The following is a 26,130-nucleotide window of genomic DNA, read 5'->3' on the forward strand; positions in this document are numbered from 1 at the left end:
CATGAGCAGCACCCAGATCCGGGCCCGCCGCGAGCGGGCCGCGTGGCAGACCATCGACTCCGGCCAGCTGCTGCTGATCGCCACCGCCGGGCTGTTCGTCATCGTCGCGATCACCGAGGTCGCCGCGGCCGGGCTGCGCCAGCCCAACGTCGCGATCATCTTCGGCGTGCTGATCGCGCTCGGCGAGCTGTTCCGGATGGTGATGCCGGGCAACCGGGAGGTCGCGCCGATCGCCAGCGCCGGCGCGATGGGCTACGCGCTGCTGGTCGGCATCGGCCCCGAGGGCGCCCCGCCGGACGCGCCGCTCGGCGTCGTCCCCGCCGAGCACTCCCCGCTGCAGGTCGTCGCGGTGACGTCGGTCGGGATGCTGGTCGGCTCGCTGCCGCACGTCCTCGTCGGCCGGTCGCCGCGCCCGGACGCGATGGCGCGCCGGCTGTTCACCGTCGCGATCGTGGCGCTGTGCTTCCGGCCGATGCTGTCGCTCGGCCTGCCCTGGCAGCTGCTGCTCGCCGTGATGGGGCTCGTCGTCGTGCTGTCCTGCTTCACCGACGTGCTGATCGCCGCGATGATCCGGGCGGAGGCGGTGCGGGCCCGGTTCGGCATCGCGCTGCGCGACGAGATCGACGCGAAGATGGCCCTGTGCGCGGCGACCAGCGCCACCGCGATGCTGATCGCGGTCGCGACCACCGCGATGGGCGAGGCCGCGCTGCTGATCTTCACGGTGCCGATCCTGGTCACCCAGTTCGCGTTCCGCCGGTACGCGGGGATCCGCGCGACGTACCTGCAGACCGTCCGGGCGCTGTCGCGGGTCACCGAGGTCGGCGGTTACGTCGAGACCGGGCACTCGCGGCGGGTGTCGCGGCTGTCGGTGGCGATGGGCCGCGAGCTCGGCATGTCCGAGGAGGAGCTGCTGGAGCTGGAGTACGCGGCGCTGATGCACGACATCGGGCAGCTGTCGCTGGGCGACCCGATCCCCGGCGGCGCGACCGTGCTGGCCTCGCCCGCCGAGCAGCGCCGCATCGCCGAGCTGGGCGCCGAGGTCATCAAGCAGACCGGCGTGCTGGACCGGGTGGCGCACATCGTCCAGCTGTCCTCGCACCCCTACCGGACGGGCCCGGAGACGTTCGGCGGACCGGGGGAGGACGAGCGGCCCGCCCCGGCGCCGCCGCTGGCCGGGCGCATCATCAAGGTCGCCAACGCCTACGACGACCTGGTGGGCGACTCCGCCGACCGCGACCGCGGCGCCGCCGTCCTGGAGCGGCTGCGGCTGGACTCGGCCGCCGAGTACGACCCGACCGTGGTGGAGGCGCTCAGCCGCGTCGTCGACCGCCGTCCCCGCCCCTGACCGCCTCTCGTCCGCGCTCGGCGGCGGAGGCGGCCCGGACGCGCTAGTGTCGGCCGGGTCGGGCGCCCGGGAAGCGGGCGCGCCGCCGTTGCGCCGGAGGGGAGTCCGCAGGTGTTCGAGTCCGTGCTCGTGGCGAACCGGGGAGAGATCGCCGGCCGTGTCGTGCACACCGCGCGCGCCATGGGACTCAAGGCCATCGCGGTGTACTCCGAGGCCGACGCCGACCTGCCGTACGTCGCCGAGGCCGACGAGGCGGTGCTGATCGGCCCCGCCGACCCGGCCCGCAGCTACCTGAACGCGGCGGCGGTCCTGGAGGCCGCGCACCGCACGAACGCGCAGGCCGTCCACCCCGGCTACGGGTTCCTCGCCGAGAACGCCGCGTTCGCCCGGCAGGTCGCCGAGCGCGACCTGGTCTGGGTCGGGCCGCCGCCGCTGACGATCGCCCGGATGGGCGACAAGATCAACGCCCGGAACCTGATGAAGGAGGCGGGCGTCCCGGTCGCGCCCGGCGCGTGGGAGCCCGTCCCGGACGCGGCGACCGCCGTGGAGGAGGCCGGGCGGATCGGCTACCCGGTGATGGTGAAGCCCGCCGCCGGCGGGGGCGGCGCCGGCCTGGCCGCCGCGTACGACGAGGCGTCGCTGCGCACCGCGTTCGATGCGGCCCACGCCGCCGCCGTGCGGCTGTTCGGGCACGGCGACGTCCTGCTGGAGCGGTACGTGGAGGGCGCCCGGCACGTCGAGGTGCAGATCCTCGGCCTGGCGGACGGCACCGTCGTCGCGCTGGGGGAGCGGGACTGCTCGGTCCAGCGCCGGTTCCAGAAGGTCGTCGAGGAGAGCCCGTCGCCCGGCGTCGGGCCGGCGCTGCGCGAGCGGATGCTGGCCGCCGCCGTCCGCGCGGGGCAGGCCGTCGGGCACCGGGGCGCCGGGACCGTCGAGTGGCTGGTCGACCCGGCGGCGCAGGAGTTCTTCTTCCTGGAGATGACCACCCGGCTGCAGGTCGAGCACCCCGTCACCGAGCTGGTCACCGGCGTCGACCTGGTCGAGCAGCAGTTCCGGATCGCGGCGGGCGAGCCCGCGACCGCGACCGGGGCCGCGCCGCGCGGCCACGCGATCGAGTTCCGCGTCCACGCCGAGGACCCGCAGCTGTTCGTCCCCGGCGGCGGGGAGATCAAGGTGTGGGAGGAGCCGGTCGGCGACGGCATCCGCATCGACGCCGGCTACGCCGAGGGCAACACCGTCACCGGGTACTACGACTCGCTGCTGGCGAAGCTGTGCGTGCACGGCGACGACCGCGCGCACGCCCTGGCCCGCGCCCGCGCGGCTCTCGGCGCGTTCCGCATCGAGGGCCTTACGACGAACCTGCCGTTCCTGGTGGAACTCCTCGACTATCCCGAGTTCGCCGGCGGCGGCTACGACACCGGCGTGGTGGCGCGCATGCGGGCCCGCTGACCGGCCCGCCAGCCGGGGTCAGCGGGTGGGACGCGGCCTCGCCGCCTCCGCCCGCTGCAGGACGGCGTGGAATCCTGTCGTGCCTGGACGCCCGCTCCGGGCCCCGCCTCTGGACGTCCCCGGCCGTCTAGAACGTCAGGGAATAGGTGAGCAGGCGCAGGCCCGGCACCGGGGACCAGTCCCGGTCCGGTGTCCGGACGAAGCCGAGCCGCTCGTACATGCGGTGCGCGGCCTGCATGTTCGCCTGCGTGGACAGCCGCAGCCCGCTCAGGCCCGCGGCGCGCGCCCGCGCCGTGCACTCGCCGACCAGGGCGCGTCCCGCGCCGGCCCCCCGGGCCTTCGCCAGGACGGCGAGCATGCGGAACTCGGCCTCGTCCGGGCCGGCCAGCTCGGCGTACGGGCTGCCGGGCGGGCAGTAGGCGACGGCGCCCGCGACCTCGCCGGCGACCTCGGCGACGAGCAGCTGCGACTTGGCGGCCCGGTCGGCGGCGTTGCGCAGCGTCTCCACGTAGGACGACTCCGGCGAGACCAGCCCGCCGTGCACGTACACCTCGACGGTCAGCTCACCGATCAGGTCGTACTCGTGGGGGCGCGCGTCGCGGACGGTGACGGGAGCTGTCTGCATCGGGTGTTTCTCCAGGCCGGGGAGCCGTCGGTGCCGGGTCGTCGCGGCCCGAAGGCCGCGGCATATCAGGCTATCCGCATCCATGGCGGACGCGTGCGCGGCCGGACGACCCGCCTGGCCGGTTAGTCGTTAGAGGCTTGACTACTAGGGCCCGCCGCGTGTTGATTGGCCCTGTCGATCGTTGGCACCCTCGCCGACCCCAGGAGGCGCCATGCCGGTCCCCCGCTCGATCCTCGGCACGCAGGACATCGGCGACATCGAGTTCGGCGTCGTCGCCGGCGCCTGGCCGGACGACGTGCGCGGCCACTACGTCGTCAGCACCTCCGACCAGCGCACCCATCCCGTGCACGCGTTCTTCGGCGACGGGATCATCGCGCGGCTGCCGCTCCGGCCGGACGCCGGCGGGCGGTTCCGCTGGCGCGCCCGGGTCATCGACACCCCGTCCGTCCGGCTGCGCCGCGCCCGCCCCGACCTGTTCACCGCCGGTCCGGTCGGCACGAGCTCGCCGTGGGGGTTCGTCAACGCCGCCAACACCGCGCCGCTGCCCTGGGGCGACCGGCTGTTCGCCACCTGGGACGCCGGGCGGCCCGTCGAGGTCGACCCCGTCACCCTCGGGTTCGTCGCCGAGGTCGGCCACCGCGACGACTGGAAGCCCGCCATCGACCAGGCCGTCCTGCCGCTGGTCTCCACGTCGGCGCACCCGGTCGTCGACCCCGAGCGCGGCTGCCTGTGGACGGTCAGCCGCGACGTCCTGACCGGCGCCGTCTCGGTGATCCGGTACGCGGGGGAGGGGAGCCGGGTCGAGCGCTGGGACGTGGAGGACGCCGTCCTGCCGCAGGCCACGCACACCGTCACCCAGACCCGCGACTGGCTCGTCCTCGCCGACACCGCCTACAAGATCGACACCGACGAGGTCTTCGGCGCTGCCCGGACCGTTGCCAACAACCCCGACGGACCCGTCCTGCTGATCCGCAAGGACGACCTGCGCCCGGGCGGCGGCACCGTGGCCTGCAAGGAGTTCCGGATCGCGCCCGAGGTTAACCACTTCTACGCCAGGTACGACGACTCGGCCGGCGTCCAGGTCGTCATGGAGCACAGCCCCGGCGTCGACATCGGCATGTACCTGCGCGAGGACGACCTCGACGCGTTCGGCCGCCCGGTCGACCCGGCGCTGCGCGGGATGTACTGCCACGGCATGTCGCCCGCGCTCACCACCGTCCTGCTGTTCGATCCCGAGACCGGAAAGGTGCGCGAGCACGCGCGCGCCGCCGACCCGGAGCGCTGGTGGCAGGCGGAGCTGTCGGCGATCGACTGGAGCATCGAGGGGCAGACCGACCCGACCCGGCACCACCTCATCTACCTGGGCTTCCACCCGGAGGCGATCAACCAGCGGGCGCTGCGCAACTACACCGGCCGCATCGACGCCGACCTGTTCCCGGCGGAGGAGACCCCGGCCGTCCTGGTCAGCCACGACCGCGACGACCTCCGTCCGCTCGCCGAGTGGACGTTCGCGCTGGACGACTACCCGACCTCGCCGTCGTTCGTCCCGCGCGGACGCGGCGGAAGCCGGTACGCGGGCAGCGACCCGGGCGGGCACGACGGCTACCTCGTCGTCGCCGTCCACAACGACGACCGCTTCCGCGTCGAGCTGTTCGACGCCGCCGATGTCGGGCGCGGGCCCGTCGCCGTCCTCGCGCCGCCGCACGGCACCACGGTGCCGTTCCTCATCCACTCCGCGTGGATGCCCGAGGCCGTCCCCGCGCCCGATCTGGAGCGGCTCGGCTTCGCCGACGACCTCGACGACCGCCTCGACCAGCTCGCCCCCGACCTGCGGGCCGTCACCCGCGAGATCGCCGCCGACCTCGCCGCCGGACGCTGACATGCGGCCTGTCCGTAAGAGGGCCGCCGGTGACCGCGGTCCGGCGGGTCAGCGGAGGTCGGCGCAGGAGCGCTCGTCGGGCAGCAGCGGCCGCAGCCGGACGGTGTAGGTCGCGCCCCCGCTGCGCCAGGCCGTGTTCGGGCTGCTCGACGGGACCTTCGCGGACGCTGCGACCGTGCACACGGCCGTCCCCACCCGCGCGCCCTCGGCGAGCGGCGCCAGCGGCCACGTCCTGACCGGGCCGTCCGCCACCGCGCCCCGCGACGCGAGCACCGCCACCTTCGACGGCTTGTACGGCGCGGCCCCCGACGCCAGGTCGGACGCCGGCCAGGTGTGCGGGTCCAGCCGCCTCTGGAACGCCGTCGCCGGGTCCGGCCGCGACCCGGGCTCGGCGATGCTGCTGTGCGCGTCGCCCAGGGTGAACTCCAGGGTCATCGCGTCCGACACCCGGCCCGGCCCGACCGTGTGCGAGCGGCCGAGGCCCGCGGCGCGCGCCTCGGCGAGCAGGCGGTCGAGCGCGGCCCGCTTCAGCCGGTACTCGGTGACCTTCCCCTGCGCCGCGACGAGCGCGCGGCCCGTCGAGTACAGCGAGAAGTCGGGCAGGGCACCCGGGCCGCCGAGCCCGGCGATCCCCCCGGTCCTGCGCATCCGCAGAACGAGGTGCTCGCCGCGCGGCGCGTCCTTCGCGGGCTTCGCGGTGGACCCGCCGGGCTCCAGCGAGTGCGGTGGCTTCGCCACCCCGGACGCCCCGCCGCAGGCCGCCAGCGCGCCCGCGCTCGCGACCGCGACGATCAAGCTGGTACGTGCATGCGAACCGGCCATGCGCCTTTGACGTGCCCCCGCGCCCCCCGGTTCCCCGGGATACAAATCCGGCGGCGGAAGACTGTGGGAATCCGCGGCCGACCGGGCCCGGCCCGGCGCGCTAGTGTGCCGGGCGTGAGTGTGCTCGTAGTGACCGGGACCTGCACCGGCGTCGGCAAGACCATCGTCACCGCCGCGCTGGCCGCCGTCGCCGCCGCGCGCGGCGCGTCGGTCGCCGTCGTCAAGCCGGGCCAGACCGGGATGGCCGGCGGCGAGCCCGGCGACCTCGACGAGGTGCGGCGGCTCGCCGGCATCGACGACCTGCACGAGTCCGCGCGGTTCCCCGACCCGCTGTCGCCCGCCGCCGCGGCTCGCCGCGCGGGCGTCCCGCCCGTCCGGCTGCCGGACGTCGCCAAGCACGTCCAGGAGCTCGCCGCGACCCGCAACCTGGTGCTGGTGGAGGGCGCGGGCGGCCTCCTCGTCCGCTACGACGAGGAGGGCACCACCATCGCCGACCTGGCCCGCTGGCTCGGCGCCGCCGTCGTCGTGGCGACCCGCCCCGACCTCGGCACGCTCAACCACACCGCGCTCACCCTGGAGGCGATGGCGCACCGCGGCGTGCAGCTCGCCGGCGTCGTCATCGGCTCCTGGCCGGACGACCCGGACCTGGCGATGCGCAGCAACATCCGCGACCTGGAGACCATCGCGGCGCGCCCGCTGTCGGGCGCGCTGCCCGCCGGGGCGTCCGCCCTGGACCCCGCCGAGTTCCTCCTCGCCGCCCACCGCGGCCTGGCGCCCGCCTTCGGCGGCACCTTCGACCCCGCCGCCTTCCGCGAGGCCCACAGCCCCGACCCGGCCTGAACCGGGGGGATCAGGTGTCGCGGCGCAGGCGGGTGATGAACTTGTAGCGGTCGCCGCGGTAGAGGGACTGGGCCCATTCGACGGGCTGGCCGGTGGTGTCGAAGGCGTGCCGGGACAGCAGGAGCATGGGCAGGCCGACGTCGACGCCGAGGAGCTGCGCGTCGTGCGGGGTGGCGAGGACGGTCTCGATGGTCTCCTCCGCCTCCGTCAGGTGGACGTCGTAGGCGGTGGCGAGGGTCTCGTACAGGGAGCGGTGGCGGGGCAGCTCGCGGCGCAGGCCGGGGAAGCGCCGGGCCGGCAGGTGCGAGGTGTCGATCGACATCGGCTCGCCGTCGGCGAGCCGGAGCCGGTGGACGCGCAGGACGCGCCCGCCCGGGCGGATGCACAGCAGCGTGGCGAGGCGCTCGTCGGCGCTGACGTACCCGGCGTCCAGGATGCGGGTCTCGGGGCGCAGGCCGTGGTGGCGCATGTCCTCGGTGTAGGAGACGAGCTGGAGCTCCTGCGAGACCTTCGGCTTGGCGACGAAGGTGCCCTTGCCCTGGATGCGCTGCAGGCGCCCCTCGACGACGAGTTCGGCGAGCGCCTGCCGGACGGTCGTCCGGGACGTCTCGTACTTCTCCGCCAGCGCCCGCTCGGGCGGCAGCGGGCTGCCCGGCGGCAGCGACTGGATCAGCTCGACGAGGAGTTCTTTGAGCTTGTAGTACTTCGGGATGCGCGGCGCCTGGTTGGTGTGGTGCTTGCCCAGGTCACTGAGCGCCGCCCGATCGAATCCGCGCTCGAATCCGTCCCCGTGCCGGGGTCCGCCCCTGACCTCCGTCACGGCATCTCCTCACGTTCATCATCGGTTTCCCCCGATGTTATGCGTGCAGACTACGGCCGGTAGAGCGGGCGATCTCCGCCAGGGCCGTCCGCAGCCTTGTGAGGTCCGACTCGTCCACGGTCGCGCGGGCGGTGAGCCGCAGGCAGGCCCGGCCCTTGGGGACGGACGGGGGCCGGAAGCACCCGACGCGCAGCCCGTGCCCGGCGCAGATCGCGGCGGCGCGCACCGCGTCGTCCGGTTCGCCGAGGAAGACCGGGACGACGGCGGCGGCCGGATCTGCGGTCTCCAGACCGGAACCGGTCGCGAGGTTCGCCATCGCGCGGGCGGTGGCACGGGCCCGGCCGGGCAGGTCCGGGTCGGCCTCCAGGACGTCGAGGGCGGCGAGCGCGGCGCCCACGGCGGGCGGGTTCAGGCCGGTGTCGAAGATGAACGAGCGGCCGGTGTCCAGCAGCGCCTGGATCACCTCGGGAGCGCCGAGGACGGCGCCGCCCTGCGAGGCCAGCGACTTCGACAGCGTGAGCGTGAGGACCACGTCGGGCTCGCCGGCCAGGCCGGCGGCGTGCGCGGCGCCGCGTCCGCCGTCGCCGACGACGCCGAGGGCGTGCGCCTCGTCGACCACCAGCAGGGCGCCGTGCGCGCGGGCGGCGCGGTGCAGGGCGGCCAGCGGCGCGAGGTCGCCGTCCACGGAGAACACCGCGTCGGTGACGACGACCGCGTGCTCCTCGTCGCGTTCGGCGAGGGCGCGCTCGACGGCGGCGGCGTCGCGGTGCGGGACGATCGCGACGCGGGACCGCGACAGCCGGCACGCGTCCACGATCGAGGCGTGGTTGACCTGGTCGGACACCACCAGCGCGCCGGGGCCGGAAAGCGCGGTGACGGCGCCGAGGTTGGCCAGGAAGCCGGAGGAGAACACCAGCCCGGCGGCGCTGCCGGTGAACGCGGCGAGCCGCCGGTCCAGCTCGGCGTGCAGCGCGGTCGTGCCGGTGACCAGCCGGGACCCGGACGACCCGGTGCCCCATTCGCGGGCGGCGGCGACCGCCCCCTCCACCAGCCGGGGGTCGCCGGACAGCCCGAGGTAGTCGTTGGACGCCAGGTCGGCCATGCCGTCGTGGCCGGCGCCGCGGGGGCGCAGCGTCCGCCGCAGGCCCGCCTCGGCGCGCCGGGCGGCCTCCTCCCGGAGCCGGGCGAGCGGGTCGGGGCGGCCGGGCGGGGGTCCGGCCGGCGCTTCGGATGCTGCGGTCATGCGGGAATCCTGCCAGGTGGCGCGCGGCGGGGACGGCGGCGGGGCACCGGATCGGATGGGCGATGATGGTCGGGTGCCTACCTTGACCGATCTGGTCCGCGACCACACCGACCTCACCGAGACCGATGTGGAGTGGCTGCACGCGCTGGTGTCGGACTGGCAGCTGCTCGCCGACCTGTCGTTCGCGGACCTGCTGCTGTGGGTGCCGCTGCGGTCGGGCGCGGCGGTCCTGGCCGACGATCAGGGCGGCCGGGGCGGGCGGCGCGGCGGCGCCCCCGACACCGACGCCGCCGTGCAGGGCTGGGTGGCGATCGCGCAGATGCGGCCGACGACCGGCCCGACCGCCTACCCCGAGGACCTGGTCGGCAAGGTCGTCCGGACGGGGCGGCGCGGGCTGATCGACGTGGCCTGGCGGGAGCGGCGGATCGTCCGGGAGGGCGACCCGGAGTGGGGCAGCGGCATCCCGGTCCGGGAGGAGTCGATCCCGGTGCGCCGCGGCGCCAAGATCCTCGGCGTGATCCAGCGCAGCACCAACCTCAGCTCGGCGCGCACCCCGTCCCGGCTGGAGCTGACCTACCTGCAGAGCGCCAGCGACCTCGCCAAGATGATCTCCGAGGGGCGGTTCCCGGTGCCGGGCGAGGAGCCGAACATGGTGCGCTCGCCGCGCGTCGGCGACGGGCTGATGCGGCTGGACCGGGGCGGCTCGGTCGTCTACGCCAGCCCGAACGCCCAGTCCGCCTACCGGCGCCTCGGCCTGCCGTCCGACCTGGCCGGGGAGTCGCTCGGCACGGTCACCGCCGACCTGTGCGACACCGGCGAGCCGCTGGAGGAGGCGCTCAGCGTCGTGCTCAGCGGCCGGGCGCCGCGCGAGGTGGAGGTGGAGGCGAACGGGTCGGTCATGCAGCTGCGGACGATCCCGCTGGTCGTCGGCGGCACCCGGATCGGCGCGATCGTGCTGTGCCGGGACGTCACCGAGCTGCGCTGGCGCGACCGGGAGCTGATGACCAAGGACGCCACCATCCGGGAGATCCACCACCGGGTGAAGAACAACCTGCAGACGGTCGCGGCGCTGCTGCGGCTCCAGGCGCGCCGCCTGCAGATCCCCGAGGGGCGGGCGGCGCTGGACGAGGCGGTCCGCCGCGTCGGGTCGATCGCGATCGTGCACGAGACGCTGTCGCACACCCCGGACGAGCTGATCGACTTCGACGACATCGCGGACCGGGTGATCACGATGGCGGGGGAGGTGTCCACCCCGGAGACCAAGGTCGTGCCGAAGCGGTCCGGCAGCTTCGGCGTGCTGCCCGCCGAGATCGCGACGCCGCTGGCGATGGCGCTGACCGAGCTGCTGCAGAACGCGCTGGAGCACGGCCTCGCCAACCGGTTCGGCACGCTGGAGGTCGTCGCGCACCGCTACGGCGAGGGGGTGGCGCCGAGCGAGCCGGCGGGCGTCCGGGTCTGGGGGGAGTGGCCCGACTCCGGCGCGGACGAGCCGCACGCCCCGGAGCAGGCCCCGCGCGGGCCGGGCGACGGTCCCCGCCTCGTCGCGGTCGTCGCCGACGACGGCGTCGGCCTGCCGCCGGACTTCGACGTGGAGAGCAGCAACAGCCTCGGCCTGCAGATCGTCCGGACCCTGATCGTCGGCGAGCTCGGCGGCAGCCTCGACTTCCGCGGCCGCCCGGGCGGCGGCACCGAGGTCACCGTGGACGTGCCGCTCGACCACACCAACCGCTCCGGCCCGCGCGCCTGACCGCGGCGCGCGTCCGGGCGGGACGGCCGGGACCCCCGGGAAAGGCCGACGGCGCCGCTTTCCGGCCCCGGGGGGTTCGGATGCGGCGCCGTTGGACGGAGCGGGGGTCTGGACGGAGCGTGTCCAAATGGAGCGGGGTCTTACAGGCCGGCGTTGGCGCGGGCCCGGGCGCGGCTGGCGCGGCGCTTGAGGGCGCGGCGCTCGTCCTCGCCCATCCCGCCCCAGACGCCCGAGTCCTGGCCGGACTCCAGCGCCCAGCGCAGGCACGCGTCGGTGACGTCGCAACGCCGGCAAACCTGCTTGGCCTCTTCGATCTGCAGGATCGCGGGCCCGGTGTTGCCGATCGGGAAGAACAGCTCGGGGTCCACGTCACGGCAGGCAGCGCGGTGGCGCCAGTCCATGCGGTCCACTCCTTCGTCAGGTGGTGCGAGACACTCCACGTTTGTGAACGGCTTCACATGTCGCGAACGCCCGGAGCGGCGGTGGCCGGCGATCCAGGGGTCGTTGTTCCGCGGCGCTGCGAGCAGGAGGCGGACGACGTTGGGGCCCCTGTCGGCTGGCGCACTACGAGCGTTTCAGCCGGGTACGGGCAGACGCAAGACCTTTGAGAAGGGATTCTCAAAGTATGGGTGTCGCATGTGTCACACCTGTGGGTCGGCCGTGTTACTTGGCTCTCAGCATGGCGTGACGCCGGTCTCAGATGAGGATGCGGACCGCCTTCGGCACCGAGCGGAACGTCACGCAGCGCTGTTCTCCGAGGTAGTCGCCGTCCAGCTGAAAGGCGACCGGGCGGGACGCGCGCAGGGTGACCTCCGCCGCGTCGTGCACGTTCACCACGTGCCGTCCCTGCACGGGCCGGGCGCGCACCAGCATCATCTGCCCGAGCGCGCCGAGGATCGGTCCGGCGTCCATGGAACGCATCCCGAACACGTCCAGCCCGCGGGCGAAGTTCGCCTTCGGACTCGGATTCACCGGCATACGGCCCATGAAAGTCCACGGCGCGGTATTCGACACGAACGCCAGGAACAGGCCCGATTTCGGGGGGCGTCCCGGCACTTCCAGCGTGAGGGCCGGACGGCGCCGATCCGTGCCCGCGAAGAAATGGCGGATCGCGGCCCGCACGTACAGTGACGGATCGGCCTTCGCGCCCGCGCCGCGGCGCCGTTCCACCTCCCGGACGACCTCCGCGTCCAGCCCCACGCCCGCGTTGAAGGTGAAGTAGCGCTCCACGCCGTCGGGCAGGCACGCCGCCCCCAGCCCGACCGTCCGGTAGCGCCCGGCGCGCAGCGCCTCCAGCACCGCCTTCGTCGCGCCGATCGGGTCGTTGGGCAGCCCGAGCGCGCGGGCGAACACGTTGGCGCTGCCGGACGGCAGCACCGCCAGCGCCGGCAGGTCGGGCGACGGGCCGTCGGCGAGCAGGCCGTTCACCGCCTCGTTCACGGTGCCGTCGCCGCCGAGCGCGATCACCGCGTCGTAGCCCTCGACGGCGGCCAGCCGGGCCAGTTCGGTGGCGTGGCCGCGGTGCGCGGTCTCGGCGATCTCGAGGTCGAGGTCGCCGGTGAAGGCCCGCACCAGGATGTCGCGGGCCCGCCGGGAGGTGGAGGTCGCCTTGGGGTTGGCGATGAGCATGGCGCGCACGGCGCCAGCGTATCGAGGGTTGCGGGCGGGTTCGCCCGCGCGTCGGGCACGGGTTCGCCCGCGCGTCGGGCACGGCCGCGGCCGAGTAGGGTTTCGGTGTGACCGATCGTCCCATCACCGTGCGGGCCGCCGCCGCCCTGGAGGGCGCGGAGGGCCTCGGCGCCGTCGCGTTCGGCGTCTACACCGGCGTGGAGACCGCGTCCGGCGCCGCCGTCGACCCGGTGAGCGCGATCGGCGTGACCGTCCTCGCCCTCGCCGGCGGGCTGGGCATGCTCGCCTGCGCCCGCGGGCTGCTGCGCGCGGCCCAGTGGAGCCGCGCCCCGACGGTGCTGACGCAGCTGTTCTCGCTGCCGGTCGCCTGGTCGCTGTGGCAGAGCGACCAGCCCGCCTACGCCGTGCCGATGGGCGTGGCCGCCGTGCTCGCGCTGGTCACGGTGCTGAGCCCGCCGAGCACCGCCTGGCTCGTGGAGGACCACGAGGAGGACGACGAGCCCGCGGACTCCGGCCCCGCCCGCCGGACGCCCGCCGCCGCGGAGGAGCCGCGTCCCAGGGACGACCGCTCCCTCGGGCAGAAGCTCATGGACCGCCTGAAGGAGCAGCCCACCAAGGGCACCTCCGCCAAGAACTGACCAGCGATCGACGCGAAGGGCCCCGGGGAGAGCGTCCCCGGGGCCCTTCGGCGTTGTCTACTCGTCGGCGGTCAGGCCTTCGCGCAGCTGCGCGAGCGTGCGGGCCAACAGCCGCGACACGTGCATCTGCGAGATGCCGAGCTCCGCGGCGATCTGCGACTGCGTCATGTTGCCGAAGAACCGCAGCAGCAGGATCTTCTTCTCCCGCGCGGGCAACTTCTCCAGCAGCGGCTTGAGGGACTCGCGGTACTCCACGCCCTCCAGCGACTCGTCGATCATGCCGAGCGAGTCGGCCACGGCGGGCGCGTCCTCGTCGCCGGAGTCGGGCGCGTCGAGCGACACCGTGGAGTAGGCGTTCGCCGACTCCAGGCCCTCGAGCACCTCCTCCTCGCTCATCTGCAGGTGCGCGGCCAGCTCGCTGACCGTCGGCGCCCGGCCCTCGCGCTGCGCGAGGTCGCTGATCGCCTTGGTCAGCGACAGCTTCAGCTCCTGGAGCCGGCGCGGCACCCGGACCGCCCAGCCCTTGTCGCGGAAGTGCCGCTTGATCTCCCCGACGATCGTGGGCGTGGCGTAGGTGGAGAACTCCACGCCGCGCTCCAGGTCGAACCGGTCGATCGACTTGATCAGCCCGATGGTGGCGACCTGGATCAGGTCGTCCAGCCACTCGCCGCGGTTGCGGAAGCGCCGGGCCAGGTACTCCACCAGGGGCAGGTGCAGCTCGACGAGCTGGTCGCGGATGCGCTGCCGCTCCGGGTCGCCCGGGGGCAGCTCGGCGAGGCGCTCGAACAGGGCGCGCGCCCGCGCGCGGTCCGGTACGCCGCTTTCGGACCGCTCGTTGCTCGCGCCGGCGATGGTCGTCTTCTCCGTCACGGGGCCCCCGTACCGCGCCGCTTCTGCAGCGTCACGGTCACCCGGTCGTCCGCGCCGATCTGGGCGTCGACCTCGCCGGCCAGCGACGACAGGACGGTCCAGGCGAAGGTGTCGCGGCTGGGCTCCTGGCCGTCCACGGTGAGCACCGACACCGAGATGCGCATCGCCTCCCCGGTGAGCTCGAACTCGCACGACAGGTCCGTCCCGGGGACGGCCTGGGAGAGCAGCATCGCGCACGCCTCGTCGACCGCGATGCGCAGGTCCTCTATCTCGTCCAGTGTGAAGTCCAGCCTGGCGGCCAGCCCCGCGGTGGCGGTTCTGAGCACCGACAGGTAGGCGCTCGCGGCGGGCAGCTTCACTGTCACCACGTCGCGCACGGACAACTGGGTGCTGGCAGGCATGGCAGCGGTTTCCTCGGTCACGTCACTCCCTCGCAGGATGGTCCCGCTGCTTCCGAAACTACCGCCTGCGGAGCCCACTGCGAGACTTCGCCGCGCACAGGTTTCGTCCGGTTGGCCGACTATTGACTATATGACTTGGTCTCTAGATAGGTTGCCGCCATGGATCCCATGGAGAAGTACGAGGCCGACGGGTACGCGATCTTCCGGGACGTGCTGGACCCCGATCTGGTCGCCGAGGCGGACGGGCACGTCCGCTGGCTGCAGGAACGCCATCCGGGGCGCAGCGGCGAGGATCTGTCGACCGAGCTGGTGGCCCGCGACCCCTTCTGGGTACGGCTTGTCGCCGACGACCGGCTCCTCGACGTCGCCGAGCGGTTCATCGGCCCGGACATCGCGCTGTTCGCCTCGCACTACATCGCCAAGCCGCCGCGCACCGGCAAGGCCGTCCGCTGGCACCAGGACGGGGCGTTCTGGCCGCTGGACCCGATGCGGGTCGTCACGCTGTGGCTCGCGGTGGACCATTCGACGCCGGAGAACGGCTGCCTGCGCGTCATCCCGGGCTCGCACCGTGAGGAACTTCACGGCGTCCGCGAGCTCGACGGCGACGACGCGGTCTTCAACGTGGAGAGCGACGTCGCCGTGGACGAGTCGCGGGCCGTCGACATGGTGCTGCGGCCCGGCGACGTGGAGGTCCACCACCCGGGGATCATGCACGGCAGCAACGCCAACACCTCCCCGTACCGGCGCTGCGGCTTGACGATCCGCTACATCCCGACCTCGACCCGGATCACCGCCGAGCCGCAGCCGTTCCCGAGCGCGCTGCTGCTGCGCGGCGAGCCCGGCGTCAACGCCTACCAGCCCATGCCCCGCTACGTGGAGGGCGAGCACTACCCGTTCAGGGGCTCGGCGGCCTGGGCGTGACGGTCCGGGCCGCCGGGCGGGGGAAGGAGGGCGCCCGGGTGGCCGATCACCTCGGCGGCCAGCCGGGCGCCCTCCTCGGCGGCGGCGCGCCGGCCCGCGCCGGCCAGGCGCGCCGCCAGGTAGGCGCCGTTGAACGCGTCGCCCGCCGCCGTGGTGTCGACGACCCGCACGTCCGGCACGGCGGGGACCGCCTCCATGGAGTCGTGGTCGGCGATGACGCAGCCCTCGGCGCCCAGCTTGACGACGATCTCCGGGACGCCGGCGTCCCGGAGCCGTTCCACGCACGCCCGCGCGGACCCGTCGCCGTGCACCAGCCGGTCGTCGTCCAGGGACGGCAGCGCGATGTCGGTGTGCGCCAGCACCGCGGCGGCGGCCGCGGCCGCCGCGCCGGGGGAGGGCCAGCCCGCCGGCCGGTGGTTGCCGTCGTAGGCGACCAGCCCGCCGCGCCGCCGGGTCTCGGCCAGCACGTCCGCCAGCCGGGCGCGGGCCTCCGCGGAGATGATCGACAGGGTGATCCCCGACAGGTAGACCAGGTCGTGGCCGGCGATCGCCGCGTCGAGGGAGGCGGGCTGGTCCGGGCCGAACAGCCCGCGCGCCGGCGACTCGCTCCGGTAGTGCTGGAAGGTCCGCTCGCCGCGCGTGTCGGTGCGGATCAGGTAGAGCCCGGCCCGTCCGCCTGGCCGTACCCGGGCGTACGCGTCGCCGACGCCGTGGGCGCGCCACCGCTCGCGCATCTCGGCGCTGTACGGGTCGTCGCCGGTGATCGTGACGAACTGGACGTCCAGCGCGCCGGGCGCGGCGCTGCGGGCGAGGTAGGCGGCGGTGTTGAGGACGTCGCCGGCGTAGCCCAGCGCGAGCCGGTCCGCCGCCAGGTGACGTAGTTCGATCATGCATTCGCCGATGAGGGCGACCCGGTGAACCTTCACGGGCAGCACGATACATCTAGACAACAAGTCATCTAATGACCAGACTTCTGGCCGTGCGAAGAAGATCCCCCTGGCGCGGCCTCGCCGCCGGCGTTCTCACCCTCGCCCTGTCCACCACCACCCTCACCGTCCCCGCGCACGCCGCCCCGGCCGCCGGCCCCGCGGCCTGCGGCGGCGTCCGCACCCCGGCCTTCCGGAGCGCGGCGCCCGACGCCGACCTGAACGGCCTGTTCACCCGGTACGGGAACGACAACAGCCGGACCGACGACTGGACCGGCGCGGACGGCACCTTCTCCACCACCCTCCCCGGCGGGCGCGTCGCGTTCGTCTTCTCCGACACCTTCCTCGGCAAGGTCAACGCGGACGGCACGCGCTCACCGGTGATCGAGGAGGGCGGCACCACCCCGTTCCTCAACAACACGTTCGTGGTCAAGTCCGGCGGGCGGCTGAGCACCGTGCACGGCGGCACCCGCGAGAAGCCGGCGGCCGTCATGCCGCCGCGCGACGACAAGCACTGGTTCTGGGCCGGCGACGCGATCACCGCAGGCGGGAAGGTGCAGGTCACCTACCAGGAGTACGAGCGGTTCGGCCCCGGCATCTGGGACTGGCGGTGGCTGCGCAACGTGGTCGCCAAGTTCCGGCCCGACCGGCTGTCCGAGCCCGTCAGCGTGACCCCGATCCCGTCGTCCAAGGGGATCTCGTGGGCGTCCTGGCTGGAGCGCTCGGACGGCATGATCTACGTCTACGGCGTCGAGGACCTGGGCGACACCAAGTACATGCACCTGGCCCGCGTCCGCGGCGCCGACCTGGCCCGGCCGTGGGAGTTCTACGCGGCCGACGGGACGTGGTCGCGGAACGAGGCCGACTCCGCGCGGATCATGAGCGGCGTCGCCAACGAGTACAGCGTCACCCGCATGGGCCGCGCCTACACGCTCATCACCCAGGACACCACCGAGAAGTTCAGCACGAAGATCGTCGCGTACTTCTCGTGCTCGTCCCAGGGCCCGTTCACCGGCAAGACCACCGTCTACTCGACGCCCGAGACCGGGGCGAACGGCAGTTACGGCAACCCCAACATCTTCACCTACAACGCCCACGCGCACCCGGAGCTGAGCCGCCGCGGCAGCCTCGTCGTCTCCTACAACGTCAACAGCTTCGTCAACACCGACCACTACAAGAACGTCACTATCTACCGGCCTCGCTTCATCGACCTGAAGTTCGGCTGACCGATGACGTACCGACGGCATCGCCCGGCCCGCAACTGGGGCGCGCGGCTCCACGAGATCACCTGGTTCGGGATGCGCGCCGTGGTGCTGGAGAACGAGCTTCTGCGCGTGACCGTCCTGGCCGACAAGGGCGGTGACGTCGCCGAGTTCTGCTACAAGCCGCGCGACATGGACTTCGTCTGGCTCGCGCCGGACGGGATCCGCAACCCGCGCGACGTGGCGGGCGGCGCGGGCGACGACGTGGCCGCGTTCCTCGACCACTACGAGGGCGGCTGGCAGGAGGTCCTGCCCAACGGCGGCGAGCCGAGCACCTACCGGGGCGCCGCCCTGGCGCAGCACGGCGAGGTGGCCGGGCTGCCCTGGGACGCCGACATCGTGGCCGACGACCCGTCCGAGGTGGCGGTGCGACTGACCGTGCGGGCGCGGCGCGTGCCGCTGCGCGTCGTGAAGACGTTCCGGCTGGTGTCGGGCGAGGCGGAGCTGCGCGTCGACGAGGAGCTGACTAACGAGTCGGGCGTCGAGCTGGAGGCGATGTGGGGCCACCACATCGTCTTCGGCGCCCCGTTCCTGCGTCCCGGCCACCGGATCCGGCTGCCGGACGGGGTCGCCGCCGGCCCGGAGCTGACGGTCGTCCCCGAGCACGGCGCGCCGAGCGACATCCACTACCTGTCCGGGTTCCGGGACGGCCGGTACGAGATCATCGACCCGGACGCCGGCCTCGGCCTGCGGGTCGGCTGGGACGCGAGCGTGCTGCCGGACCTGTGGCTGTGGCGGGAGCTGGGCGCCGCCCGCGAGGCGCCCTGGTGGGGCCGGGCGTACGTGGTCGGGCTGGAGCCGTTCGCCGGCCGCCCGACCGAGGGCCTCGCCGAAGCCGTCCGCAACGGCTCGGCGCTCGTCCTGCGGCCGCACGAGACGCGGTCGCTGTGGCTGCGCGCGCAGGTGATCGAGGGCGCGGACGTGATCGGGGGCGCGGACGTGATCGAGGGGGAGGGGACGCGATGAGGGCGGGCACCGGGGAGTTCGAGGGGCGGGTCGCCGTGGTCACCGGCGGGTCGCTCGGCATCGGCCGCGCCGTGGTGGAACGGCTCGCCGCCGACGGCGCCGCCGTCGTGTTCTGCGGCATCGACGGCGACGGCGTCCGCGCCGCCGAGACCGAGCTGCGCGGCGACGGCCTGGAGGTGACCGGCGTCGTCGCCGACGTCACCGACGCCGGGCAGATGCGCGGGCTCGTCGGCCGCGCGGTCGAGGCGCACGGCGGCCTCGACACCGTCGTCACCTGCGCGGGGATCCAGCGGTACGGGACGGTCGAGGACACCGCGGAGGAGTTGTGGGACGAGGTCCTGAACGTCAACCTCAAGGGCGTCTTCCTCGTCTGCAAGGCGGCCGTCCCGGAGCTGCGGCGGCGCGGCGGCGGGACGATCGTCACGATGTCGTCGGTCCAGGCGTTCGCGTCGCAGGACCGGGTCGCCGCCTATACGGCCAGCAAGTCCGCCATCAACGGGCTCACCCGCGCGATGGCGCTGGACCACGCCGCCGACGGGATCCGCGCCAACGTCGTGTGCCCCGGCTCGGTCGACACCCCGATGCTGCGCTGGGCCGCCGACCTGTTCCGCGGCGACACGAGCCAGGACGACCAGGTCGCCGAGTGGGGCCGGGCGCATCCGCTGGGCCGCGTCGCGCGGGCCGAGGAGGTCGCCGAGCTGGTGGCGTTCCTGGCCGGGCCGCGCTCCTCGTTCATCACCGGGGCCGAGCACCGCGTGGACGGCGGCCTGCTCGCCCGCAACCCCGCCGCACTCCCGGAGGCCTGAATGCCCGACGCCCGCGTGTTCTTCGACGGCCTGGCCGGCAGCCCGCGCCTGGACCACCCCGAGTGCGTGGCGGTCCACCCCGACGGCAGCGTCTGGTGCGGCGGCGAGGCCGGTCAGATCTTCCGCGTCGACCCGGCGGGCGAGAGCGTCGAGCAGGTCGCCACCACCAACGGGTTCGTGCTCGGCATCGGCTTCGACGCGTCCGCCGAACACCTGTACATCTGCGACATCGTGCATCCCGGCGTGTTCCGCCTCGAGCTGGCGTCCGGCGAGGTGGCGCTGTTCGCCGACGGCGCGGACGGGCACCGCTTCGTCAACCCGAACTACCCGGTGATCGACGCGCGGGGCCGCATCTACGTCTCCGACAGCCGCCAGATCGACGACCCCGGCCCCTCGGTGTTCCGGTACACGCCCGACGGCACCGGAGAGGTCTGGGACGAGCGCCCGATGGCGTTCGCCAACGGCCTCGCGCTGGCGCCCGACGAGTCGGCCCTGTACGTCGCCGAGTCGTTCCTGCCCGGCGTGACCCGCGTCGAGATCCGCCCGGACGGCACCGCGGGCGAGCGCACCACGTGCGCCGAACTGCCCGGCACGGTCCCCGACGGGCTCGCGTTCGGCCCCGACGGCCTGCTGTACGTCGGCCTCTACGAGCCCAGCGAGGTGCTGCGGCTCACCCCGGACGGGCGGCGGGAGACCGTCGTCCGCGACCCCACCGCCCACCTCCTCTGCCACCCGACCAACCTGGCGTTCCGAGGCACCACGGCGTTCGTGGCCAACCTCGGCCGCTGGCACATCAGCGCGTTCGACCTCTAGCCCCCCGGAGGGCCCGCATGCGTCTCATCGTTCGTGCGGCCGCGGCTTCGACGCTGGCCGCGACCGCCCTGTTCGCCCCCTCGACCTCCGCCCACGCCGCCGCACCGACCTGCGGTGGGAGCGCCGCGCCGACGTTCGGCACGGCGGCGCCCGACACGTCGCTGAACACGCAGTTCACCTCCTACGGCAACAGCAACGCGCTCCTGGACGACTGGACCGGCGGCGACAGCACCTACTCGGTGAAGCTGCCGGACGGCCGGACGGTGTTCGGCTTCTCCGACACTTTCCTCGGCAAGGTCAACGCCGACGGCTCGCGGCCGATGACGACCGCCGACGGCGGCACGACCCCGTTCGTGAACAACACCTTCGTCGTGCGGTCGGCGGGCGGTTCGCTGACCGGCACCGCGCACGGCGGCACCGCCGCGAACCCGACCGCGCTGCTGCCGCCGAGCGACGCCTCGCACGTCTACTGGGCGGGCGACATGACGGTGAACGGAAGCGAGATCCAGCAGCCGTACCGCGAGTACAAGGTCGGGTCCGGCGACCTGAACGTGACCTGGGACCGCAACGTCCTCGCGCGGTTCTCCACCGGCGACCTGAACCGGCCGACGTCGGTCACCTCGCTGCCGTCCGCCACCGGTGTGATGTGGGGGTCGGCGCTGCTGCGGGACGGCGGCTACACCTACGTCTACGGCACCGAGGACCTCGGATCCGGCGGCAAGCACATGTACGTCGCGCGGGTCGCGGGCACCGACCTGCGCGGGACGTGGAGCTATCTGGCGGCGGGCGGCACCTGGTCGGCGTCGGAGGCGGCGGCCGTGGAGGTGCTGGGCGGGGTGTCGAACGAGTTCAGCGTCAGCAAGCGCGGGAACTTCTACATCCTGCTGACGCAGGACACCAAGGAGACGTTCAGCGCGCAGATCGACACCTACCTGTCGTGCTCGCCGGCCGGGCCGTTCACCGACGAGAAGACCGTCTACAACACGCCGGAGGGCGGGCCGTTCGGCTCGTACGGCGACCCGGACCTCTACACCTACAACGCCCACGCGCACGCCTCGCTCACGACGGCGAACAAGCTGGTGGTGTCCTACAACGTCAACAGCCTCGACACGACGCAGGGGCCGACGAAGGACGTCTACCGGGACGTGAGCATCTACCGTCCGCGTTTCGTCGACGTCCCCGTGACGGGCTGACGCGATGGATCCGGAGCTGTCCGAGGCGCTCGCCGGGATGCCGTACGTGAGCCTGGCCGACCCGGTCAAGGCGCGGGCCGCCATGCGCGAACTGGCGGCGGCGCTGTCGGGGGAGAAGGCGGCCGACGACCGCGTCGAGGTGGCCGACCGGACGATCCCCGGCGGCGTGCCCGTCCGCGTCTACCGGCCGAGGCGCCCCGAGGGGCCCGCGCTGGTGTACTTCCACGGCGGCGGGTTCGTCACCGGCGACCTGGAGAACGAGCACAGCCGCTGCCTGGACTTCGCCGCCGCGCTCGGCATCGTCGTGGTGTCGGTGGACTACCGGCTCGCGCCCGAGCACCCGTTTCCCGCGCCGTTCGAGGACGCGTGGGCCGCGACCGTCTGGACGCACGAGAACGCGCCGGCCCTCGGCGCCGATCCCGGACGGATCGCGGTCGGCGGCGGCAGCGCGGGCGGCGGGCTGGCGGCGGCCGTGGCGCTGCGGGCCCGCGACGAGGACGGGCCGCCGCTGGCGTTCCAGCTGCTGCTCTATCCGGTGCTCGACGACCGGATGGACACCCGGTCGATGCAGGCCCACACCGAGCCGCCGCTGTTCAACCGGGTCGAGGTGGAGCACATGTGGCGGCACTACCTCGGCCCGGAGCGGGACAGGGCGGGCTGGGAGACGCCGGTGTACGCCGCTCCGGCCCGCGCACGCGACCTGTCGGGGCTGCCGCCCGCCTACGTGCTGGCCGCCGAGTCCGATCCGCTGCGCGACGAGGGCCTCGTCTACGCGCGGCGGATGATCGAGGCGGGCGTGCCGGTCGAGCTGCGGCACGTGCCGGGCGCCTACCACGGTTTCGACGGCGTCCTCTCGGCGGAGGTGGCGCGCCGGGCGCTCGCCGAGCAGCGGGAGGCGCTGCGCGCCGCGTTCGGCATCGACCCTGGACATGGTGGTACATCAAGTGATTAGATGACTTGACTTCTTGCGGGAGTGAACGAGGTAGACGATGTCCAAGGATGTGGCCCGGCCCAGTCTCTCCGACGCGCTCACCGAGCGCGTGCTGGAGCTGATCCGCTCCGGCGGGCTGGGTCCGGGCGACCGGCTGCCCTCGGCGCGGGAGCTGTCGGAGCGCTTCGCGGTGACCACGCCGACCCTCCGCGAGGCGCTGCGCCGGCTGGAGGCCACCGGCGCGGTGCAGATGCGGCACGGCTCGGGGATCTACGTGGGCGCCGACCTCGAACGGGTCGTCATCCCCAACCCCAACGTCCGGCCGCTGCAGGGCGACCGGCTGCTGGAGCTGCTGGACGCCCGGCTGCTCATCGAGCCGCCGCTCGCCGCGATGGCCGCCCGCCGCGCCGCGCCCGCCGACCTGGACCGGCTGCGCGCCGTCCTGGACCAGGCGGGCCGGCACCTGGAGGGCGAGGACGCCGAGCTGGACGCCGCCAACCGGACCTTCCACCGCGCCGCCGCCCAGGCGTCCGGCAACGCGGTGCTCGGCGAGGTCATCGACTCGCTGCTGTCGGTGCACGGCGCCGAGCAGCGGGAGATACTGCGGATCTTCGACGACCGGCGCCGCGACCACGAGGAGCACCGCGCCATCCTCGACGCCATCGAGGCCGGCGACGACGGGCGCGCCGAGGAGCTGATGCGGGCGCACCTGCTCGACGTCACGAAGGTCATCGAGTCCCGGCTCACCTGACCGCACCGTCCGACCCACCCGTCCGCCGCACCCCTCCGACGCACCCCCTCCGACCCACCCGTACGAACAGGCCGCTCGCCCCGCGGGGCCGGCGGTCCCGCTCGGCACACCCTCGCCACCCTCCTCACCCTCCGACCTCCCCACCCACCCCATGAACCAAGGAGGCCCCCATGCCGTCGATGCGCACGCGCACGACCGCCGTCCTCGCGGCGGCCGCGGCGCTGGCCGCCGTCGCGGGCTGCGCCTCGGGCAACGACTCCGGCGGGTCGAAGTCCGGGCTCAGGCTCTACAACGACAAGGGCGCGTGGAAGCCCTTCTTCGAGCAGATGAGCGCGCTGGGCAAGCAGCAGACCGGGCTGGAGATGACGCCGGTCGGCTACACCGACGAGCCGACCTACACCGCGTTCATCAAGTCCTCGTTCCGCACCAAGGTCAAGCCGGACCTGTTCACCTGGACGACCGGCGGCCGCCTCGAGGAGATCGTCAAGCAGAACCAGGTCGCCGAGACGACCTCGATCTGGCGGGACGGGATCAGGAGCGGCGACCTCACCCAGGACCTGGCCAAGTACTACACGGTCGGCGGCAAGCAGTACTGCGTGCCGCTCAACACCGCGTACTGGGGCATGTTCTACGACAAGAAGATCTTCGCGAAGTACGGTCTGAAGCCGCCCACCACCTGGGCGGACCTGATGAAGACCGCCCAGACGCTGAAGAGCAAGGGCCAGGTGCCCTTCAACCAGACCACCCCGACCTCCCTGTTCTCCTTCGCGTGGTTCGAGCAGCTGCTCGCAGGCACCGACCCCGACCTGTACGAGCGGCTGTCGACCGGGCAGGCGTCCTACACCGACCCGGGCGTGGTCAAGGTGATGCAGCAGTGGAAGTCGATGATCGACGCCGGGTACTTCTCCAACCCCGGTGACAAGGCCGACCCGGCGGACCACTTCAAGTCCGGCGACGCCGCCATGGTCATCAACGGGACCTGGTTCAACACGAGCATGACCCAGCGCGGCCTCAAGCAGGGCACCGACTACGGGTTCTTCTTCATCCCGAACGTGAACCCGTCCCTGCCGAAGCGGTCGCTGGTCTTCGAGAGCGGGCCGCTGTGCTCGCTGCGCAAGGCGCCCGACGCGGCCGCCAGCACCAAGTACCTGAAGTGGTGGATCACCCCGGCCGCGCAGGAGAAGTGGGCCAACGCCCGCGGCGACGTGTCGGGCAACCCGAAGGTGAAGGTCGCCGACCCCGAGCTGGACAAGGTCACCAAGGAGGCCGCGGGCGGCGGGAACCGGCTGGTGCTGCGCTACTTCGAGGCCGCGCCCGCCCCGGTGCTGACCGCCGCGCTGAGCGGCTTCGACGGCTTCCTCAGCAAGCCCGGCTCGTACATGAAGGTGCTCCAGGACGTCCAGAAGGCCAACGAGGAGTACTGGAAGACCCACAAGGCCGGAAGCTGAGCCCCGTCATGACCGATCAGACGACCGCCCTGCGCGCGAAGGCCTCGCCCGGCCGCGCGCGGGGCGGGCGGCGGAGCGGCGGCGGCCGGCGCCTCCCCAGCGGATTCGCGATGTACGGCAGGTTCCGGCCCGCCTACCTCACGCCGGCCGTCCTCTTCGTCGCCGTCCTCATCTACCTGCCGTTCCTGTGGACGGCCTACCTCAGCCTGACCAGCTACGACGGCCTCGGGTCGCCGAAGTTCACCGGGCTGGACAACTACCGGCGGCTGCTGCAGGACGAGGCGCTGCTCACCTCGATCCGCAACACCCTGCTGTGGGTCGCCGGCACCACGATCCTGCCGGTCGGCCTCGGCCTGCTGGTCGCGGTGCTGTCGTACAACATCAAGGGCGGCGCGTGGTTCCGGCTGCCGTTCCTCATCCCGTACGCGATGTCGGGCGCGGGCCTCGGCCTGATCTGGGGCTTCATCCTCCAGCCCGACGGCATGGCCAACCAGGTGCTGACCTTCCTCGGCATGCCGGGCGGCCACGCCGAGTTCCTGCGCGACGGCCCGCGCAACACCCTCGCGATGATCGTGGTGTGGGCGTGGCAGCAGCTCGGCGTCAACATGCTGCTGTTCGTGGTCGGCCTCCAGTCGATCCCGCGCGCGCCGATCGAGGCCGCCCGCATCGACGGCGCGTCGGGATGGCAGCTGTTCCGGCACGTCATCTGGCCGCTGATGCGGCCGCTCACCACCGTGGTGTTCGGGCTGGCGCTGGTGGCGAGCCTGAAGACCTTCGACATCGTCTGGGTGATGACGCAGGGCGGTCCCGGCCGGACCTCCGAGACCCTCGCGGTGACCATGTACCGGCAGGTCTTCGTCGCCGACGAGTACGGCTACGGCTCGGCGATCGCGGTGCTGCTCACCACGGTCACCGGCCTGGCCTCCTACCTCTACCTGCGCCACCAGCTCGGCAAGGAGGGCTCCTGATGCGCCGCGCCGTGCTGATCGTCCTCGGGCTGGTCTGGCTGTTCCCGACGTACCTGATCGTCGCGAACGCCGTCCGCCCGGCCGGCGACTACGACCCGTCCGACGCGGTGAAGCCGCCCGGGTCGGTGGGCCTGTTCGACAACATCGGCGAGGCGTGGAGCCGCACCGACGTCGGCGCCACGATCGGCAGCACCGTCATCTACAGCCTGGTCGCCCCGGCGCTCGCGGTGCTGTTCGGCGCGCTCGCCGGGTACGCGATCGTCGTGCTGCGGGTCCGGTTCGGGTTCCTGTGGTTCATCGTGATCTTCGCCGGGACGGTCGTGCCGTTCCAGATGCTGCTCGTGCCGCTGTTCGTCGGCTACAGCAAGGTGTCGCTGTACGACAACCAGATGGGCCTGGTGCTGGTCCACACCGCGATCAGCGTGCCGCTCGCCGCGCTGGTGATGCGCAACTTCTTCGGCTCGGTGGCCGTCTCGATCTTCGAGGCGGCGCGGCTGGACGGCGCGTCCACCTTCCGCATCTTCTGGCGCATCTACCTGCCGCTGTCGTCGGCCGCGCTGGCCGCCGTCTTCATCCTCGAGTTCACCTACGTCTGGAACGACCTGCTGTTCGGGCTGACGCTGTCGCAGTCGCAGAACGTGCGGCCGGTCTGGGCGGAGCTGTCGGCGCTCACCACCGACGTGTACGCCGGGACGCCCGTCCCGGTCGCGCTGGCCGCCGGGCTCGTGGTCTCGCTGCCCACGGTCGTGCTCTTCCTGGCGACGCAGCGGCTGTTCACCCGCGGGTTGACGCTCGCCCAGTTCTGATCTCCCCTTGGTCGCAGTCTTTTCGAGAGGA

26 protein-coding genes are annotated in these 26,130 nt (G+C 73.3%); 17 read left to right on the forward strand and 9 right to left on the reverse strand.

Features of this window, described 5'->3' with window-relative positions; translation table 11 throughout:
- Nucleotide 1: 1 nt before the first annotated feature.
- Together QP089_RS33220 and QP089_RS33225 are read left to right on the forward strand one after the other, a co-directional pair.
- Nucleotides 2-1,345, forward strand: a complete 1,344-nt coding sequence (locus QP089_RS33220) for an HD-GYP domain-containing protein (protein WP_285917046.1) — start codon at nt 2-4, stop codon at nt 1,343-1,345.
- A gap of 111 nt (nt 1,346-1,456) precedes the next feature.
- A complete protein-coding gene (locus QP089_RS33225) occupies nt 1,457-2,794 on the forward strand; it encodes an acetyl-CoA carboxylase biotin carboxylase subunit (protein ID WP_285917048.1) in 1,338 nt (445 codons plus the stop codon).
- 127 nt (nt 2,795-2,921) lie between these two features.
- On the opposite strand, the gene QP089_RS33230 is transcribed toward QP089_RS33225, so the two are convergent.
- Nucleotides 2,922-3,419, reverse strand: coding sequence for a GNAT family N-acetyltransferase (locus QP089_RS33230; protein ID WP_285917049.1), 498 nt, complete (start codon nt 3,417-3,419; stop codon nt 2,922-2,924).
- A gap of 211 nt (nt 3,420-3,630) precedes the next feature.
- Between QP089_RS33230 and QP089_RS33235 the strand changes: the two genes are divergently transcribed.
- A complete protein-coding gene (locus QP089_RS33235; protein ID WP_285917051.1) occupies nt 3,631-5,298 on the forward strand; it encodes a carotenoid oxygenase family protein in 1,668 nt (555 codons plus the stop codon).
- Between the two features lie 48 nt (nt 5,299-5,346).
- Here QP089_RS33235 and QP089_RS33240 read toward each other — a convergent pair whose 3' ends face one another.
- Complete coding sequence (locus QP089_RS33240) at nt 5,347-6,093, reverse strand: hypothetical protein (RefSeq protein ID WP_285917052.1); 747 nt, start codon at nt 6,091-6,093, stop codon at nt 5,347-5,349.
- 141 nt (nt 6,094-6,234) lie between these two features.
- On the opposite strand from QP089_RS33240, the gene bioD reads away from it, so the two are divergent.
- Nucleotides 6,235-6,960 (forward strand): dethiobiotin synthase, encoded by a 726-nt coding sequence (gene bioD, locus QP089_RS33245; protein ID WP_285917054.1) that lies wholly within the window; start codon nt 6,235-6,237, stop codon nt 6,958-6,960.
- A gap of 10 nt (nt 6,961-6,970) precedes the next feature.
- Here bioD and QP089_RS33250 read toward each other — a convergent pair whose 3' ends face one another.
- Together QP089_RS33250 and QP089_RS33255 are read right to left on the reverse strand one after the other, a co-directional pair.
- Nucleotides 6,971-7,780, reverse strand: a complete 810-nt coding sequence (locus tag QP089_RS33250; protein WP_446474106.1) for a GntR family transcriptional regulator — start codon at nt 7,778-7,780, stop codon at nt 6,971-6,973.
- A 37-nt stretch (nt 7,781-7,817) separates the two neighbouring features.
- Complete coding sequence (locus QP089_RS33255) at nt 7,818-9,023, reverse strand: 8-amino-7-oxononanoate synthase (RefSeq protein WP_285917056.1); 1,206 nt, start codon at nt 9,021-9,023, stop codon at nt 7,818-7,820.
- Between the two features lie 73 nt (nt 9,024-9,096).
- Here QP089_RS33255 and QP089_RS33260 point away from each other — a divergent pair, with 73 nt between their 5' ends.
- Nucleotides 9,097-10,770: a sensor histidine kinase gene (locus QP089_RS33260; protein WP_285917057.1), complete on the forward strand. Its 1,674-nt coding sequence runs from the start codon at nt 9,097-9,099 to the stop codon at nt 10,768-10,770.
- A gap of 140 nt (nt 10,771-10,910) precedes the next feature.
- Here the strand turns inward: QP089_RS33260 and QP089_RS33265 are convergent, their stop codons facing one another.
- Entirely contained in the window at nt 10,911-11,171 is a 261-nt protein-coding gene (locus QP089_RS33265) for a WhiB family transcriptional regulator (RefSeq protein WP_151541468.1), read from the reverse strand.
- A 295-nt stretch (nt 11,172-11,466) separates the two neighbouring features.
- Nucleotides 11,467-12,408: a diacylglycerol/lipid kinase family protein gene (locus QP089_RS33270; RefSeq protein ID WP_285917060.1), complete on the reverse strand. Its 942-nt coding sequence runs from the start codon at nt 12,406-12,408 to the stop codon at nt 11,467-11,469.
- A 98-nt stretch (nt 12,409-12,506) separates the two neighbouring features.
- Between QP089_RS33270 and QP089_RS33275 the strand changes: the two genes are divergently transcribed.
- Nucleotides 12,507-13,037, forward strand: coding sequence for a hypothetical protein (locus QP089_RS33275; protein WP_285917061.1), 531 nt, complete (start codon nt 12,507-12,509; stop codon nt 13,035-13,037).
- Nucleotides 13,038-13,094: 57 nt separating this feature from the next.
- Here the strand turns inward: QP089_RS33275 and QP089_RS33280 are convergent, their stop codons facing one another.
- The gene (locus QP089_RS33280; RefSeq protein ID WP_285917063.1) at nt 13,095-13,907 is read right to left on the reverse strand and encodes an RNA polymerase sigma factor SigF; all 813 of its coding nucleotides are present in this window, start codon (nt 13,905-13,907) and stop codon (nt 13,095-13,097) included.
- Nucleotides 13,904-14,329: an ATP-binding protein gene (locus QP089_RS33285; protein ID WP_285917064.1), complete on the reverse strand. Its 426-nt coding sequence runs from the start codon at nt 14,327-14,329 to the stop codon at nt 13,904-13,906. Before QP089_RS33285 ends, QP089_RS33280 begins: the two co-directional genes overlap by 4 nt.
- A 138-nt stretch (nt 14,330-14,467) precedes the next feature.
- On the opposite strand from QP089_RS33285, the gene QP089_RS33290 reads away from it, so the two are divergent.
- Nucleotides 14,468-15,229, forward strand: a complete 762-nt coding sequence (locus QP089_RS33290; RefSeq protein WP_285917066.1) for a phytanoyl-CoA dioxygenase family protein — start codon at nt 14,468-14,470, stop codon at nt 15,227-15,229.
- Here the strand turns inward: QP089_RS33290 and QP089_RS33295 are convergent.
- Nucleotides 15,196-16,155, reverse strand: a complete 960-nt coding sequence (locus QP089_RS33295) for a sugar kinase (protein WP_285917068.1) — start codon at nt 16,153-16,155, stop codon at nt 15,196-15,198. The two genes, QP089_RS33290 and QP089_RS33295, sit on opposite strands and share 34 nt — an antisense overlap.
- Before the next feature lie 53 nt (nt 16,156-16,208).
- Here QP089_RS33295 and QP089_RS33300 point away from each other — a divergent pair, with 53 nt between their 5' ends.
- From QP089_RS33300 to QP089_RS33345, 10 genes are all read left to right on the forward strand, one after another.
- Complete coding sequence (locus tag QP089_RS33300) at nt 16,209-17,381, forward strand: DUF5005 domain-containing protein (RefSeq protein WP_285917069.1); 1,173 nt, start codon at nt 16,209-16,211, stop codon at nt 17,379-17,381.
- Between the two features lie 3 nt (nt 17,382-17,384).
- The gene (locus tag QP089_RS33305; RefSeq protein WP_285917070.1) at nt 17,385-18,383 is read left to right on the forward strand and encodes a DUF4432 family protein; all 999 of its coding nucleotides are present in this window, start codon (nt 17,385-17,387) and stop codon (nt 18,381-18,383) included.
- Nucleotides 18,380-19,189, forward strand: coding sequence for an SDR family NAD(P)-dependent oxidoreductase (locus tag QP089_RS33310; protein ID WP_285917072.1), 810 nt, complete (start codon nt 18,380-18,382; stop codon nt 19,187-19,189). Before QP089_RS33305 ends, QP089_RS33310 begins: the two co-directional genes overlap by 4 nt.
- The gene (locus QP089_RS33315; protein WP_285917073.1) at nt 19,190-20,002 is read left to right on the forward strand and encodes an SMP-30/gluconolactonase/LRE family protein; all 813 of its coding nucleotides are present in this window, start codon (nt 19,190-19,192) and stop codon (nt 20,000-20,002) included.
- Between the two features lie 17 nt (nt 20,003-20,019).
- Nucleotides 20,020-21,195 (forward strand): DUF5005 domain-containing protein, encoded by a 1,176-nt coding sequence (locus tag QP089_RS33320; protein ID WP_285917074.1) that lies wholly within the window; start codon nt 20,020-20,022, stop codon nt 21,193-21,195.
- Between the two features lie 4 nt (nt 21,196-21,199).
- Nucleotides 21,200-22,147 (forward strand): alpha/beta hydrolase, encoded by a 948-nt coding sequence (locus QP089_RS33325; RefSeq protein WP_285917076.1) that lies wholly within the window; start codon nt 21,200-21,202, stop codon nt 22,145-22,147.
- Between the two features lie 37 nt (nt 22,148-22,184).
- Nucleotides 22,185-22,877 carry a FadR/GntR family transcriptional regulator gene (locus QP089_RS33330; RefSeq protein WP_285917078.1) on the forward strand — a complete coding sequence of 231 codons (693 nt, stop codon included), beginning with the start codon at nt 22,185-22,187 and terminating at the stop codon, nt 22,875-22,877.
- Between the two features lie 170 nt (nt 22,878-23,047).
- Nucleotides 23,048-24,325: an ABC transporter substrate-binding protein gene (locus QP089_RS33335; protein WP_285917080.1), complete on the forward strand. Its 1,278-nt coding sequence runs from the start codon at nt 23,048-23,050 to the stop codon at nt 24,323-24,325.
- Between the two features lie 8 nt (nt 24,326-24,333).
- The gene (locus QP089_RS33340; protein WP_285917082.1) at nt 24,334-25,293 is read left to right on the forward strand and encodes a carbohydrate ABC transporter permease; all 960 of its coding nucleotides are present in this window, start codon (nt 24,334-24,336) and stop codon (nt 25,291-25,293) included.
- Entirely contained in the window at nt 25,293-26,099 is an 807-nt protein-coding gene (locus QP089_RS33345; protein ID WP_285917084.1) for a carbohydrate ABC transporter permease, read from the forward strand. The genes QP089_RS33340 and QP089_RS33345 overlap by 1 nt, the downstream gene beginning before the upstream one ends.
- Nucleotides 26,100-26,130 lie beyond the last annotated feature (31 nt).

The organism is Actinomadura opuntiae (assembly GCF_030283205.1).
In the GTDB taxonomy this organism is placed as follows: domain Bacteria; phylum Actinomycetota; class Actinomycetes; order Streptosporangiales; family Streptosporangiaceae; genus Spirillospora.